This is a genomic window from Kitasatospora sp. NPDC088783 (genome assembly GCF_044750705.1).
GTDB classification, from domain to species: domain Bacteria; phylum Actinomycetota; class Actinomycetes; order Streptomycetales; family Streptomycetaceae; genus Kitasatospora; species Kitasatospora fiedleri.
This window is the reverse complement of the sequence record NZ_JBIVKJ010000022.1, coordinates 40,547-56,629: the sequence shown is the minus strand read 5'-3', so window position 1 is coordinate 56,629 and position 16,083 is coordinate 40,547. Positions and strand designations below refer to the sequence as shown.

Annotated in this window: 3 protein-coding genes; all 3 read right to left on the bottom strand. The window is 77.1% G+C overall.

Annotation, left to right across the window (positions count from 1 at the left end; all coding sequences use genetic code 11):
* Positions 1–17: 17 nt before the first annotated feature.
* Genes ACIP60_RS34825 through ACIP60_RS34815 form a run of 3 tightly spaced genes read right to left on the bottom strand, consistent with a single transcriptional unit; the run spans position 18 to position 16,035 of the window.
* Positions 18–842, bottom strand: coding sequence for an ABC transporter permease (locus ACIP60_RS34825; RefSeq protein ID WP_400692610.1), 825 nt, complete (start codon positions 840–842; stop codon positions 18–20).
* Entirely contained in the window at positions 839–8,053 is a 7,215-nt protein-coding gene (locus tag ACIP60_RS34820; RefSeq protein WP_400692608.1) for an amino acid adenylation domain-containing protein, read from the bottom strand. Before ACIP60_RS34820 ends, ACIP60_RS34825 begins: the two co-directional genes overlap by 4 nt.
* The gene (locus tag ACIP60_RS34815; protein ID WP_400692605.1) at positions 8,053–16,035 is read right to left on the bottom strand and encodes an amino acid adenylation domain-containing protein; all 7,983 of its coding nucleotides are present in this window, start codon (positions 16,033–16,035) and stop codon (positions 8,053–8,055) included. Before ACIP60_RS34815 ends, ACIP60_RS34820 begins: the two co-directional genes overlap by 1 nt.
* Positions 16,036–16,083 lie beyond the last annotated feature (48 nt).

The following is a 16,083-nucleotide window of genomic DNA, read 5'->3' as shown; positions in this document are numbered from 1 at the left end:
GATCGGCCGGACAGGGCCTAGTCGGCGGCCCGGCGGAAGGTGCGCAGGCTGAGCCAGGCGGTGCCGGCCAGCAGGGCGGCCAGCCAGAGGGCCGCCACCAGGTGGGGGTGCTGGCCGGGGAAGCCGCCGTCCGGGACGTAGGGGTTGCCCCAGAGGCGGCGGCAGGAGTCGGAGACCGCGCTGATCGGGTTCCACTGGACCACCGGGTGGAGCCAGGACGGCATCGCCTCGGCCGGGAAGACCGCGTTCGACAGGAAGGTGCAGACCACCAGGACCAGCGCGCCGATCGAGTCGATCGACTCGACGTTGCGCACCACCAGGCCGATGGTGATGCCGACCCAGACCATCGCCAGCACGAACCCGGCCGCCACCGCGAAGCCGGCCAGCACCGACAGCGGGCTGCCGTGGGTGCGCCAGCCGACGGCCAGGCCGGCCGCGCAGACCACGGCCAGGACGGCGAGGCTGACCAGGAAGTCGCCGATCGCGTGCGCCACCAGCACCGAGGCGCGTGCGATCGGCAGCGAGCGGAACCGGTCCATCAGGCCGGCCTTGAGGTCGAGGGCGACGCTGATCGCGGTCGGGCCGATGCTCGCCAGGCCGACCTGCATCGCGATGCCCGCCATCAGGTACTCCTGGTAGCTGCCCCCGGCCGGGGCCTTGATCGCGTTCTTGAACAGGTAGCCGACGGCCAGCAGCATGACCATCGGGTTGAGCACCACGCCGATCAGCCGGCCGGGGGCCCGGCGCAGGTGGCGCAGCCGGCGTCCGGCCAGGGCGAGTGTCTCGACGGCGGAGCCGCCGATCGGGGCCGCGGCGAGCGGTCCTGCGGCGAGAGTGCTCATGAGGTCCTTTCCGAGCGGGGGTTCCGGGCGAGCCGGCGCAGCCGGGCGTCGACGAGGGCGCCGATCTCGGCCTGCGGGGCCGGGTGCATCAGGTATTCGTGGGCGTGGTCGATCCCGTGGACCACCACGCCGCCCGCCACGTGCGGGGCCCAGCGCCGGGCGGCGTCGGCGACCTCGCGGGCGGTGCGGCCGGCCGTCGCCACGAACAGCGTCATCTCGCCGTCGAAGCGGCCCGGGGTGAAGCGTTCGGCGAGTTCCACGTGGTGGCGCATGACGGCGACCAGCCGTTCCACGTCGGCCTCGGTGAGGGTGGCGAACGGTCCGCCGTGCCGGGACAGCACCCGGGCGACGGCGGCCGGGTCGACCGCGTCCGCGGCGGCCGCGGCCTGCTCCTCGCCGAGGTACTCCAGGAAGCTCGTCAGCAGCCCGTCGCGGCCCGGCATCTCGCCGTCGAGCGCGCGGTCGTACGGGAAGGCGTCCAGGTTGGCCAGGTAGGCCACCCGCTCGCCCGCGGCCCGCAGCCGCACCGCCACCTGGTGGGCCAGCAGCCCGCCGAAGGACCAGCCGAGCAGGTGGTAGGGGCCGTGCGGCTGGATCGCCCGGATCCGGGCCAGGTACGCGTCGGCCTGCTCCTCGAGGCTCGCCGACGGCCCGCCCGCACCGCTGACCTGCGGCGCCTGCAGGCCGATGACCGGCCGCCGCTCGTCGAGGTACCCGGCCAGGCCCAGGTAGGGCAGGCTGGTGCCGAGCCCGCCGTGCACGCAGAACAGCGGCGGCAGTTCGCCGGTCGGGCGGATCGGCAGCACCGGGCCGAACGGGTCCGGGTCGTCGGCCAGGCCGCTCGCGCGCAGCTGGCCGGCCAGGTGGGCGGCGCCGTTGGGCCGTTCGCCCCGGTGGTCGAGCAGCGCGCCGAGCGCGGCGGGGGTGCGCTGGGTGAAGACCTCCGTCACGGCCAGCCGCAGCCCGCTCTTGGCGGCCCGGGCGACCAGTTGGACGCTGCCGATGCTGTTGCCGCCCAGGGCGAAGAAGTCGTCCTCGGCGCCGACCGACGCGCGGCCGAGCACCTCGGCGAAGGCGGCGGCCAGCGCCCGCTCGGTCGCGGTGGCCGGGGCGCGCCCGGGGCCGGCCGTCCGGTCGGGGGCGGGCAGGGCGTCCCGGTCGAGCTTGCCGTTCACCGTCACGGGCAGTTCCGGCAGCGTGATCAGCGCCGGCGGCACCATGTAGTCGGGCAGCCGCCGGGCCAGCCGGCTGCGCACCTCGGCGGGGTCGACCGCGGCCCCCGGGGCGGGCACCAGGTAGCCGGCCAGGGTCTGCAGGCCCGGGTGGTCCTCCCGGGCGACCACCACGGCCTGGTCGACCAGCGGGTGCTCCAGCAGCACGCTCTCGATCTCGCCGAGCTCGATCCGGAAGCCGCGCACCTTGACCTGGTGGTCGGTCCGCCCGAGGTAGTCCACCGTGCCGTCGGGCCGCCAGCGGACCAGGTCCCCGGTGCGGTACATCCGGGCGCCGGGCGGGCCGTACGGGTCGGCGACGAAGCGTTCTGCGCTCAGCGCGGGCCGGTTCAGGTAGCCGCGGGCCAGGCCGGTGCCGCCGAGGTAGAGCTCGCCGGTGACGCCGACCGGCACCGGGGCCAGGGCGGCGTCCAGCACGTACGCGCGGTGGCCGGCCAGCGGGCGGCCGATCGGCGGGCGGCCCGCGGTGACCCGGTCGCTGACCAGGCAGACCGCGGTGGTCTCGGTCGGGCCGTAGATGTCGTGCAGCCGCACCGCCGGGCCCCAGCGCTCGACCAGTTCGGCGGTGACCGCCGCGCCGCCGACCGTCATCACCAGGTCCGCCGGGAGTTCGGCGTCGGCGGGGAAGGCGGCCACCACCACCGGCGGCAGCAGGCAGAGGTCGATCCGCTGCCCGGTCATGAAGTCGGCCAGCGGCCGGCCGGCCCGCAGCTCGTCGGGGACCTGCACCAGGGTGGCCCCGGCCAGCAGCGAGCAGCACAGCTCCCAGACCGCCGCGTCGAAGCTGAAGGTGGCGAACTGCAGCACCCGGGTGTCGGGGCCGATCGCGAACCGCCGCCGGTGGTCGGCCGTCAGCTCGGCCACCGTGCGGTGCACGACCAGCACGCCCTTGGGCTGGCCGGTGGAGCCGGAGGTGTAGATCACGTAGGCGGGGTGGTGGTCGCGCAGCGGGCCGCGGCGCTCCCGGTCGGTGAGCGGCGCCGGGGAGCGCCCGGCCACCCGGGCGGCGGTGGCCGGGTCGTCCAGCAGCAGCACGGCGGCGGCCCGGTCGGCGGCCCCGGCGGGCAGCGCGTCGGCGGGCAGCGCGCCGGCGGCGAGCGTCCCGGTCGAGGTGAGCAGCAGCCGGGCGTCCGCGTCGGCGAGCATGTGGGTGATCCGGTCGGCCGGGTAGGCCGGGTCGACCGGCAGGTAGGCGGCGCCGGACTTGAGCACGGCCAGCAGGGCGACCAGCAGCTCCTCGGAGCGGGGCAGCATCAGGGCGACGATCGCCCCGGGGCCGGCGCCCCGGTCGGCGAGTTCGCGGGCCAGCCGGTTGGCCCGGGCGTCCAGTTCCCGGTAGGAGAGGGTGCCGCGGGCGGAGACGAAGGCGGGGTGCTCGCCGCGGCGGGCCGCCCAGCCCTCGAACAGCTCGGGCAGGGTGGCGCCGGTCGGCGCGGCCGGGGGGAGGGCCGGGACGGCCCAGTCGTCCAGGATCTGCCGCCGCTCGGCCTCGTCGAGCACCGGCAGGCCGCTCAGCGGCGTCCCGGGCGCGTCGACGGCCGCCGCCAGCAGCCGCAGGAAGCGGGCCGCCATCCGCTCGGCGGTCGCGCGCCCGTACAGCTCGGTGGCGAACTCCAGCCGGCCGGCCAGCCCCTCGCCGGGGCCCTGCTCGGTGAACTCGAAGACCAGGTCGAACTTGGCCGCGGTGCTGCCGGTCTCCCGGAAGGAGGAGCGCAGGCCGGGCAGGTCGAACCGGGGGGCCTCGGTGTTCTGGAAGGCCAGCATCACCTGGAACAGCGACTGCCGGGCGAGCGAGCGGACCGGGGCGAGCGCGTCCACCAGCCGTTCGAACGGCAGGTCCTGGTGCTGGAAGGCGGCCAGGTCGGTGTCGCGGACCCGGTGCAGCAGCTGCTGGAAGGTGGGGTCGCCGCCGAGGTCGGTGCGCAGCACCAGGGTGTTGACGAAGAAGCCGACCATCGGGTGCAGCGCCTCGTCGGCGCGGCCCGCGACCGGCACGCCGATCGGGATGTCGGCGCCCGCGCCGAGCCGGCCCAGCGTGGCGGCCAGCGCGGCCTGGACCACCATGAACGGGCTCACCCCGGACGAGCGGGCCAGCCGCACCAGCCGCCCGTGCAGGTCGGCCGGGACGGCGAAGCGCACCACGTCGCCCCGGTAGCCGGCGATCGGCGGGCGCGGGTGGTCGAGCGGCAGGCCGAGCTCCTCCGGGATGCCGCGCAACGCCTCGGTCCAGTAGGCCAGTTGGGTGTTCTGCAGGCTGTCGGGGTCGTCCTCGGCGCCCAGCATCCGGCGCTGCCAGAGCGCGAAGTCGGCGTACTGGAGCGGCAGCGGCTCCCAGTCGGGGAGGGTGCCGGCGGTGCGGGCCCGGTAGGCGAGGGCCAGGTCCGCGGCGAGCACCGGGGTCGACCAGCCGTCGAAGGCGATGTGGTGGACGACCAGCAGCAGCACGTGCTCCTGCGGGCCGAGCGCGAACAGCCGTACCCGCAGCGGCAGGTCGCGGGCCAGGTCGAAGGTCCGGTCGGCCTCCTCGGTCAGCCGCCGCTCCAGGTCGGCGCCGGCCACCGGCTCCGGCTCGGGCGCGGGGCGGGCCTGCTCGGCGGCGAGCACCACCTGGCCCGGCTCGTCCCCGAGGTCGGGGAAGACGGTGCGCAGGATCTCGTGCCGGTCGGTCAGGTCGCCCAGGGCGGCGCGCAGCGCGACCGGGTCCAGGGCGCCGTCCAGGTGGACGGCCAGCGGGACGTGGTAGCCGCCGGCCTCCGGGTCGAGCCGGTTGACGAACCAGAGCCGGCGCTGGGTGTGCGACAGCGGCAGGAAGTCCGGCCGGTCGGCGGCCCGCAGCGGCGGGCGGGGGGCCGCCGGGGCGGCGTCCAGCCGGGCCGCCAGCGCGGCGGGCGTGGGGTGCTCGAACAGGGTGCGCACCGACACCTCGGCGCCGAGCGCGCCGCGCACCCGGCCGGCCAGCCGGGTGGCCAGCAGGGAGTGGCCGCCGAGCTCGAAGAAGTCGTCCTCGGCGCCCACCGCGGCCAGGCCCAGGACGTCGGCGAACAGCCCGCAGAGGATCTCCTCGACCGGGTCGGCGGCCTCCCGGCCGGGGGCCGCCGCCGGGTCGGGGGCGGGCAGCCGCGCGCGGTCCACCTTGCCGCTCGGGTTGAGCGGGAAGGCGTCCAGCCAGACGAACGCGGAGGGGACCATGTACCCGGGCAGCGTGCCGCGGACGCCCTCGCGCACCGCCGCGGTGTCCGGCGCGGCGCCGGGCGCGGCCACCAGGTGGGCGACCAGCCGGGTGTCGCCGGGGGCGAACTCGCGGGCCGTCACGACGGCCCGTTCGACCTCGGGCCGGGAGGCCAGCGCGCTCTCGATCTCGCCGAGTTCGATCCGGTAGCCGCGCACCTTGACCTGGTGGTCGGTCCGCCCGAGGTAGTCCAGCGCGCCGTCGGGGCGCCAGCGGACCAGGTCGCCGGTGCGGTACATCCGGGTGCCGGGCGGGCCGTACGGGTCGGCGACGAAGCGTTCGGCGCTCAGCGCGGGCCGGTTCAGGTAGCCGTGGGCCAGGCCGGCGCCGGCGATGTGGAGTTCGCCGACCGCGCCGACCGGCACCGGGCGCAGCGCGTGGTCGAGCACGTACACCCGGGTATTGGCGATCGGGCGGCCGATCGGCGGGGCGCCGGCCGGGGTGTCGTCCAGCCGCTCGGCGGTCGACCAGATGCAGGTCTCGGTGGGCCCGTAGACGTTGAACACGGCGCCCGCGCGGCGGCGCAGTTCGGCCGCCAGGGGTTCGGGCAGCGCCTCGCCGCCGACCAGCACCCGCAGCCCGGCCAGGCTCTCGGGGGCGGTGGCGACCAGCGCCTGCCAGTGGCTCGGGGTGGCCTGCATGAGGGTGGCCCGGCCGGTGGTGACGGCCGCCGCCAGCGCGGCCGGGTCGACCGCGGTGGCCCGGTCGGCCAGCAGCAGCCGGGCGCCGGCCAGTTGCGGGACGAACAGCTCCAGCATCGCGATGTCGAAGCCGAAGGTGGTCACCGCGAGGAAGCGGTCGTCCTCGGTGACCTGGAGCCGGCGGCACATGTCGTCGACCAGGTTGGCGAACGCGCCGTGCGGGACGACGACGCCCTTGGGCCGGCCGGTGGAGCCGGAGGTGTAGATCACGTAGGCGGGCAGCGCGGCGCTGAGCGCGGCGCCCCGTTCGGCGTCGGTGAGTTCGCCGTCGGGGAGCAGGGCGCGCTCGGCCTCGGCCACCGGGTCGTCCAGCAGCAGCGCGGTGCCCGTCCAGCCCAGTCCGGCGAGGGCGGGCGCGGTGCTCAGCAGGACGGCGGGGGCGGCGTCGGCGAGCATGTGGGCGATCCGGTCGGCCGGGTGCTCGGGGTCGACGGCGAGGTAGGCGGCGCCGGTCTTGAGCACCGCGAGGGCGGCCACCACCAGGTCGGCGGAGCGCGCCAGGGCCAGGCCGACCACGCTGCCGACCCGGGTGCCGCGGTCGATCAGCTGGCGGGCCAGCCGGTTGGCCCGGGCGTGCAGTTCGCCGGCGGTCAGCTGTTCGTCGCCGCACTGCACCGCGACGGCGTCGGGCCGGGCGGCGGCCCGGTCGGCGAGCAGCCGGGGCAGCAGCGCGGCGGGCGCGGGCGCCTCGGTGCGGTTGCGGGCGTGCAGCAGCTCGTCGCGTTCGGCGGGTTCCAGCAGGTCCAGCCGGGCGAGCGGGAGGTCGGCCGCTTCGGCGATCCGTCCGAGCAGGGCGGCCAGCCGGTGGGCGAGCCGTTCGGCCTCGGCGTCCGCGAACAGGTCCGGGCGGTACTGGACCCGCAGTTCCAGTTCCCGGCCGGGCAGGGCGACCAGGCTCAGCGGGAACTCGGTGGCGTTGCGGATCTCGGAGCCGTGCAGGGTCAGGCCGGTCAGCTCGGCGAAGGCCGTCGCCGCGGGCATCGGGTAGTTCTGGAACATCACCGCGGTGTCGAACAGGCCGCCGAGGCCGGTGAGTTCCTGGATCTCGGCGAGGCCCAGGTGGCGGTGCGGGAGCAGCTCGGCCTGCTGGTCCTGGAAGTCGGCGAGCAGCTGCGCCACCGTCCGGGCCGGGTCCGGCCGCAGCCGGGTGGGCAGCGTGTTGGCGAACATGCCGACCATCGACTCGACGCCGGGCAGGTCGGCGGGGCGGCCGGAGTCGACCACGCCGAAGAGCACGTCGGAGCGGCCGGTCAGCTGGCCGACCAGCAGGCCCCAGCAGCCCTGCACCACGGTCCCGAGGGTGAGTTGGCGGGCGCGGGCCCACTCGGCCAGCCGGGCGGTGTCCCGCGGCGCCAGCGCGGCGACCGCCGTCCGGGGCAGCAGCGCGGCCCGGGCGGCGTCCGGCAGGACGGTGTGGGTGGGCTCCTCGACGCCGGCCAGCGCGGCGCGCCAGGCCGCCCGGGCCGCCGCGCGGTCCTGCCGGTCCAGCCAGGCCAGGTACTCCCGGGGGTGCGGGACGGGCGCGGTCGGCGCCGGGCCGCCCGCGTACCGGGTGAAGAGCTCCTCCAGCAGGATCGGCATCGACCAGCCGTCCAGCACGATGTGGTGGACGGTCAGCAGCAGGCGCAGCCGGCCGCCGCCGAGCCGCACCAGGGTGGCGCGCAGCAGCGGGGGGCGGGTCAGGTCGAACGGCTCGACCCGGTCGGCCTCGGTCAGCCGCTCCAGCGCGGCGGCCCGCTCGTCCCCGGCCGTCCCGGACAGGTCGTGCTCCCGCCAGGGCGGTTCGACGGCGGCGGGCACCACCTGCACCGGCTCGCCGGAGCGGCGGGCGCGGAAGCAGGCCCGCAGGCCGGCGTGCCGCTCCAGCAGGCCGGACAGCGCCGCCCGCAGCCGCCCGGCGTCCAGGTCCCCGGCGAGGTCGGCGACCAGTTGCAGCACGTGGACGTCGACGCCCCGCTCCACGAAGTCGGCGTGGAACACGAAGCCCTGCTGCAGCGGTGAGAGCGGCAGGAACTCGCTCGTGCGGCCACGTCCCACGGTGCGTCCCATCATGACTCCAGCTCGATGTCGAGTTCGTCCATCTCGTCCTCGCTCAGCTCCAGCAGCGGGGCGGGCGCGGCGGCGCGGGCCGCTTCGGCCGGCGCGGCGGCGGCCACCGCCGCGAGGGCGGCGGGGGTGCGGTGCCCGAAGACGTCCCGGGGGGTGATCCCGAGGCCGCGGGCCCTGGCCTGGGCGGCCACCCGGATCGAGCTGATCGAGTCGCCGCCCAGGGTGAAGAAGTTGTCGTCGACGCCGACCTCGGCCAGGCCGAGCACCTCGGCGAACACCTCGCACAGCACCCGCTGCGCCCCGGTGGCCGGCCGCCGGCCGGCGGCGGGCGCGGCCTGGTCGGGCGCGGGCAGCGCCTTGCGGTCGACCTTGCCGTGCGCGGTCAGCGGCAGGGCCGGCAGCGGCACCCAGGCGGTGGGCACCAGGTGGTCGGGCAGCACCCGGGCCAGCTCCTCCCGCACGGCGGCCGGGTCGCCGCCGCCCACCACGTACCCGACCAGCCGGGTGGCCCCCGACCGGTCCCCGACCGCGGTGACCGCGGCGTCGGTGACCCCGGGCAGGGCGCGCAGCGCGGCCTCGACCTCGCCCAGCTCGATCCGGTGGCCGCGCACCTTGACCTGGTGGTCGCGCCGCTCCAGGAACTCCACCTGCCCGTCGGGGCGCCACCGGACGTGGTCGCCGGTGCGGTACATCCGGGCACCGGGCGGCCCGTACGGGTCGGCGACGAACGAGGCGGCCGTCCTGACCGGGTCGTGCAGGTAGCCGCGCCCGACGCCCGCGCCGCCCACGTACAGCTCGCCGACCGTGCCCAGCGGCACCGGCCGCAGGTCGTCGCCGAGCACGTACAGGCGGGTGTTGCGCACCGGCGCGCCGATCGGCACCCGCGGGCCCACCTCGTCACCGGCGCACAGCAGCGCGTGGGTGACGTCGTCCGAGCACTCGGTCGGACCGTACGCGTTGACCAGCGGAATCTCCGGGCAACGCGCCCACCAGCGGTGGCAGAGGTCCGGCGGCATCGCCTCGCCGGTCACCACCAGCCGCCGCAGCCGGCCGGCGGCGGGGGCCGTACCGGCCGCGTCCCAGGCGTCCAGGGCGGCCCGCAGCAGCGAGGGGACCACCTCCAGCACCGCCGCCCGGTCGGCCTCGGCCACCGCGAACAGCGCGTCCGGGTCGGCGGCCGTCGCCCGGTCGACCACCCGGACGGTACCGCCGACCAGCAGCGGCGCGAGCATCTGCCAGACCGACACGTCGAAGGTGACCGGCGCGTTCTGCACCACCGTGTCGCCCGCGGCCAGGCCGAGGTCCTCGACCTTGGCGAGCAGGTGGTTGGCCATCCCGGCGCGGTGCACCATCGCGCCCTTGGGCTTGCCGGTGGAGCCGGAGGTGAAGATCACGTAGGCGAGGTCGTCCGGTCCGCCCAGCGGCTCGGCGAGCCGGTCGAGCGGGACGGCGCCGGTGCTGAACTCCCCGTCCAGCGACCGGACACGCGGTGCGGCGCCGCCGGTCGGGGCGGCCCGGGCGGTCAGCTCGGCGGTCAGCTCGGCGGCCAGGTCCCGCTGCCCGGGGCCGACCAGCAGGTGGCCGACCCGGGCGTCGGCGAGCAGCGCGGCGGTCCGGGCGGGCGGCGCGTGCACGTCCAGCGGCAGGTAGGCCGCGCCGCTCTGCAGCACGCCCAGCACCGCGCCGACGAAGGCGGTCCCGGGTTCGGCCAGGACGCCGACCAGGGTGTCCGGGCCGACCCCGTCGGCCGCCAGCGCCACGGCGAGTTCGTCGGCCCGGCCGACCAGTGAGGAGTAGGAGGCCGCGGTGCGGCCGTCGCTCACCGCGAGCGCCGCCGGGGTGCGCAGCGCGAATTCCTGCACCTGCTCGACCACTCCGGCGCGGATCGCCCCGGTGGCCGGGCGGGCGGTGTCGTTCCACTTGCGCAGCAGGCCGGTCTCGTCCTCGGTCAGGACGTCCAGCTGCCCCAGCCGTGCGGCGGTTCCGGCCGCCAGGTCGAGCAGCAGCCGGCGGAACCGGTCGGCGATCACCGCGACCTGGTCCTCGGTCAGCAGGTCGGGGGCGTAGTCGAAGCGCACCTCCAGCCGTCGGCCCGGCAGGACCACCAGGCTGAGCGGGTAGTGCCGGGCGTCGCGGGCGGAGACCTCCTCGATGCGCAGGCCGGTGCCGGCCGCGGCGTCGGCGGCCCCGTCCACCGGGAAGTTCTCGAACACCAGGGCGGTGTCGAAGGGTTCGCCGAGGCCGGCCAGCGCGGGGTTGCCGTCGAGCATCTCGGCGAGCCCCAGGTGGTCGTGGTCGCGCAGCGCGGCCTGCGCGTCCTGGACCCGCTGGAGGTGGGCGTCGACCGGGTCGGCGGGGTCGAGCACGGCCCGGACCGGCAGGGTGTTCAGGAACGGGCCGACGATCTCCTCCACCCCGGGCAGCGCGGCCGGGCGGGTGGAGACGACGGAGCCGAACAGCACGTCCGAGCGGCCGGTCAGCCGGCCCAGCAGGATCGCCCAGCCGCCCTGGAAGACGGTGTTGACGGTCAGGCCGCGGCGGGCGGCGAAGCCGGTGACCGCGGCGGTCTCCTCCTCGCTCAGCAGCAGCGGCAGGCGGGCGGGCGGGGCCGGGCGCCGGTCGGGGGCGGCGGGGCGGAGCAGGGTGGGCTCGGCCAGTCCGGCCAGCGCGGCGCGCCAGGCGGCGCGGGCCCGTCCGCGGTCCTGGCCGGCCAGGTGCGCCAGGTAGCCGCGGAACGGGACGGCGGGGGGCAGCGCGTCGGCCGCGCCGCCGTGCCGGTAGCAGGTGAGCAGTTCGCGGACCAGCAGCGGCATCGACCAGCCGTCCACCAGGATGTGGTGGAGGGTCCAGATCAGCCGGTGCCGGTCCTCGTCCAGGCGCACCAGCGTCCAGCGCATCAGCGGCGGGCGGGACAGGTCGAAGCCGCGTGCGCGCTCCCGGTCGGCCAGCCGGTCCAGCGCGGCCGTCCGCTCGGCCGTGCCGAGCCCGGAGAGGTCGTCGGCGGCCAGCGGCACCCGGACGCCCGCGCGCAGCACCGCCACCGGGTCGCCGGCGGGCCGGTGGTGGAAGGCCGCGCCCAGGTGGGGGTGGCGTTCCAGCAGGGCGGCCAGCGAGTCCTCCAGTGCCGTCCGGTCCACCGCGCCGACCAGGTCGGCGGTGACCTGGAGGGTGTACGGGTCGGTGCCGTCCGGGTCGAACTCGGCCTGGAAGAGCAGGCCCCGCTGGAGCGCCGTCAGCGGCAGCACGTCGGTGACCGGGCCGCCCTCGCCCCGTTCGATCTGCTCGATCTCGGGCTGGCCGAGCGCCACCAGCGGCAGGTCGGACGGGGTGCGGCCGCCCGCGCCGGGCGTCGCGGCGTGGTCGGTCAGGGCGCGCAGCACGGCGAACCAGGTCTCGGCGAGGTCCCGGACCTCGGCCCCGGTCAGCACGCCGTCCGCCCAGAGCCAGTCGGCCACCAGGTGGGGGCCGTCGGCGCGGTCCTCGGTGACGGGGGTGACCGCGAGGGGGTGGCGCAGCGGCATGTCGGGGTGCACGCCGGTGCCGACCACCGCGCTGCCGCCGTCCAGCGTCCACGGGCCGGTGCCGCCGTCGACCCGGAACCGGCCCAGGTAGTTGAAGCCGAGCGCGGGCGCGGGGGCGGCCGCCAGCAGGCGGGCGGTCTGCGGGTTGAGGTGGCGCAACAGGCCGAAGCCGATGCCGCGGTCCGGGACGGCGCGCAGCTGCTCCTTGACCCGCTTGACCGCGGCGCCGAGCGCCGGGCCGCCGGCCAGGACCTCCGCGCGGTCGTGGCGGCCGGGGTCCAGCCGGACCGGGAAGACGGTGGTGAACCAGCCGACCGTGCGGGCCAGGTCCGCCTCCTCGGCGATCTGCTCGCGGCCGTGGCCCTCCAGCTCGATCAGCACCGGCGCGCCGCCGTCGGCCCCGTGCCGGGCGCGCCAGTCGGTGACGGCCAGGGCGAGCGCGCCGAGCAGCACGTCGTTGATCTCGCCGTGGAAGGCCGCGGGCACCGCGGTGAGCAGCGCCGCCGTCCGGTCGGCGGGCAGTTCCAGGCGCAGCCGGCCGGCCGTGCCGTAGGTGTCCCGGGCCGGGTCGGGGGCGCGCCGCCCGAGGAGCGGCTGGTCGTCGGTCAACTGCTCTCGCCAGTAGGGGAGTTCCGCGATCCGGGCACTGCTGCGGGCCTGTTCGCCCAGGATCGCGGCCCAGCGCCGGTAGGAGGTCGGGACGGGCTCCAGGACGGGCGGGCGGCCGGCGGCCAGGGCGGTCCAGGCGCGTTCCAGGTCCGCGACCAGGATGCGCCAGGAGACCCCGTCGACCACGGTGTGGTGGGCGAGCAGCAGCAGTCGGCCGTCCCTCGCGGGGCCGCCGTCCAGCAGCACCGCCCGCAGCGTCCCGGCCTCGGCCGGGACGAGCCGGGCGCGGGCGGCCCGGACCTGCTCGGCGACCAGCGCATCGAGCGCGGCCGGGTCGCCGAGCGCCCCGGTGGCGTCGACCGCGTCGACCAGCCGGGCGGCGTCGACGGCGCCGGGCGGCCGGGTGCGCAGCGTCCAGACGCCGGGCGCGGTCGCGGTGACGGCCATCCGGAGCGCGTCGTGGCGGGCGAGCAGGGCCGCCAGCAGCTCGGTGAGCCGTTCGACGGTCAGCCCGGGCGGCGTCCTGACCACCACGTACTGGCTGAACTCGCTTGCCGGGCCATCGAGTTCGCCGAGGTCTTCGGTGAGCTGGGCGATGATCGGGGTCGGCTCGACCTCGCCGACGCCGTCCTCGGCGTCGGCGTCGGCGTCGGGGCGGACGGTCCGCCCGGCGGTGGGGCCGGCGGCGGTCGCAGCCAGTGCGGCGGGGGTCTTGAGGGCGAAGACGTCCCGCGGCAGGAGCACGACGCCCCGGGTCCGGGCCCGGCTGACCACCTGGATGGAGCTGATCGAGTCGCCGCCCAGGGTGAAGAAGTTGTCGTCGACGCCGACCTCGGCCAGGCCGAGCACCTCGGCGAACACCTCGCACAGCACCCGCTGCGCCTCGGTGCGCGGCCGCCGACCGGCGGCGGGCGCGGCGGCGGCGCCCCGGCCGGGGTCGGCGGCGGGGGCGGGGGTGCCGGGGGCCGTCAGCGCCTTGCGGTCGACCTTGCCGTGCGCGGTCAGCGGCAGGGCCGGCAGCGGCACCCAGGCGGTGGGCACCAGGTGGTCGGGCAGCACCCGGGCCAGCTCTTCCCGCACGGCGGCCGGGTCGGTGCCCGGCGCGACCAGGTGGGCGACCAGCCGGGCCCGGCCGGCGGCGTCCCTGGGCGCGGTGACGGCCGCGTCCAGCACCCCGGGCAGGGCGCGCAGCGCGGCCTCGACCTCGCCCAGCTCGATCCGGTGGCCGCGCACCTTGACCTGGTGGTCGCGCCGCTCCAGGAACTCCACCTGCCCGTCGGGGCGCCACCGGACGTGGTCGCCGGTGCGGTACATCCGGGCACCGGGCGGCCCGTACGGGTCGGCGAGGAAGGCGCCGGCCGTCCTGACCGGGTCGTGCAGGTAGCCGCGCCCGACGCCCGCGCCGCCCACGTACAGCTCGCCGACCGTGCCCGGCGGCACCGGCCGCAGGTCGTCGCCGAGCACGTACAGGCGGGTGTTGCGCACCGGCGCGCCGATCGGCACCCGCGGGCCCACCTCGTCACCGGCGCACAGCAGCGCGTGGGTGACGTCGTCCGAGCACTCGGTCGGACCGTACGCGTTGACCAGCGGGATCGCCGGGTAGCGCTGCCACCAGCGGTGGCAGAGGTCCGGCGGCATGGCCTCGCCGGTCACCACCAGCCGCCGCAGCCGGCCGGTGGCGGGGGTGGCGTCGAGCGCGTCCCAGGCGTCCAGGGCGGCCCGCAGCAGCGAGGGGACCACCTCCAGGACGGTGACCTGCTCGGTGGCGGTGACGGCGAACAGCGCGTCGGGGTCGGCGGCCGTCGCCCGGTCGACCACCCGGACGGTGCCGCCGACCAGCAGCGGGGCGAGCATCTGCCAGACCGACACGTCGAAGGTGACCGGCGCGTTCTGCACCACCCGGTCGCCCGCGGCCAGGCCGAGGTCGTCGATCTTGGCGTCGAGGTGGTTGCGCAGGCCGTCGCGGTGCACCATCGCGCCCTTGGGCTTGCCGGTGGAGCCGGAGGTGAAGATCACGTAGGCGAGGTCCTGGCCGGCGGCCCGCGGCGGCAGCGGGTCGAAGAGCGGGACGGGGTGCGCGGTGAGCCCCGGCGGCAGCGGGTGGAGCCGCGTCCCGGCCGGGGTGGTGGGCTCGGCGGTCACCTCGGCGGCCAGGTCCCGCTGCCCGGGGCCGACCAGCAGGTGGCCGACCCGGGCGTCGGCGAGCAGCCCGGCGGTCCGGGCCGGCGGCGCGTGCACGTCCAGCGGCACGTAGGCCGCGCCGGCGGTGAGCACCGCCAGTACCGCGCCGACGAAGGCGGTGCCGGGCTCGGCCAGGACGCCGACCAGGATGTCCGGGCCGACCCCGTCGGCCGCCAGCGCGGCGGCCAGCTCGTCGGCCCAGCCGACCAGCGAGGAGTAGGAGGCCGCGGTGCGTCCGTCGCTCACCGCGAGCGCCGCCGGGGTGCGCAGCGCGAACTCCCGCACCCGTTGCGGCACCGAGCCGCCCGGTGCGCCGGCCGGTCCGGTGCCGGCCCGCGCGAGGCGGGCGCGTTCGGCGTCGGTGGCCAGGTCCAGGCGGCCCAGCGGGGTGTCCGGGTCGGCGTCGGCCAGGCGGCGCAGGAAGGCGCCGAAGCGGTGCAGGTGGTCGGTGACCTCCTGTTCGCCGTAGAGCGCGGGGTTGCCGTTGAGGTGCAGTTCGACGCCGTCGTCGGGGCCGTCCAGGACGGTGATCATCAGGTCGTCGACGATCCCGGTGGAGAGGTTGTTCAGCCGGGCCTCGCACGGGCCGAGCCGGAACTGCGGGGTCTGCGGGAGCACGTTGACGAACGGGCCGAACGGCCGCCGGTCGTCGGCCCGCAGGCCGATCGAGCGGCGGATCCGGTCGGCCGGGTAGCGCTGGTGGCGCAGCGAGCGGGCCAGCGTCCGGGAGGTGTCGCGGAGCAGTCCGCCCACCGTGGTGGCGGGGCCGACCCGGGCCGGCAGCGGCAGGTAGTTGGCCACCATGCCGGGCACCGAGCGGGCGGTGGCGGTCAGCCGGGCGGTCATCGGCAGGGTGAGCAGCACGTCCGACAGGCCGGCGGCCTTGCCGGTGTACGCGGCGGCGGCGGCGATCGCGAAGGTCGGCCAGGTCACCTCGGCGGCGCGGGCCGCCGCGCGCAGCGCCCGGGCGGTGGGCGCGTCGAGCGCGAGGCTGCCGCGCAGGAACGCGGTGCCGGGCACCGGTGCGCCCGCGGCCAGGCTGGTGGGCCCGGCCGGGCCGCTCAGGTGGCCCTCCCAGAACGCGCGGTCGCGCTCCACCGCGGCCGACCCCAGGTAGTCGGCCTCCTCGCGCAGCAGCAGCTCCAGTCCGGGCAGCGCGCCGTCCGCGACCGGCTCCCCCGCGGCCTGCGCCCCGTAGACCTCGCTGAGCCTGCGGTAGACCGCGAGGCGGCTGTAGCCGTCGGAGAGCAGGTGGTGCATGGCCAGGTAGAGCAGGGAGCGGTCGGCGGCCACCCGGAACAGGACGGCCCGGAACAGCACGCCGCCGAGCAGGTCGAAGGGCCGGTGCAGGTCCTCGTCCATCAGCCGCAGCGCCTCGCCCACCGGGTCCCGGTGGTCCGTCAGGTCGACGGTGCGCAGCGGGAGTCCGTCCAGCGGTTCGATCCGCTGGACCGGCAGGCCGTCCGCCTCGGAGAACCTCGCCCGGGTGCACTCGGCCTCGTCCGTCACCCGGGTGAGGGCTCCGACGAGCAGCCGGTCGTCCAGCGGGCCCCTGATGTCCAGGTAGTCCGCCATGTTGTAGGCGAGGCGTCCGCTGGCGAGCTGCTCGTCGAACCAGATGCCGGTCTGGGCGCCGGTCAGCGGGAGGGTCGAACGGGTGGGCGAGGTCATGACGTCTCCATCGGGGTACTGCGGGCTGGTGAGGACGGTCCGGACCGG

Excerpts from the sequence above, each read along its gene's own strand:
- ACIP60_RS34825 (WP_400692610.1), bottom strand. The coding sequence starts at position 842 with ATGAGCACTCTCGCCGCAGGACCGCTCGCCGCGGCCCCGATCGGCGGC.
- ACIP60_RS34820 (WP_400692608.1), bottom strand. The coding sequence starts at position 8,053 with ATGGGACGCACCGTGGGACGTGGCCGCACGAGCGAGTTCCTGCCGCTC.
- ACIP60_RS34815 (WP_400692605.1), bottom strand. The coding sequence starts at position 16,035 with ATGACCTCGCCCACCCGTTCGACCCTCCCGCTGACCGGCGCCCAGACC.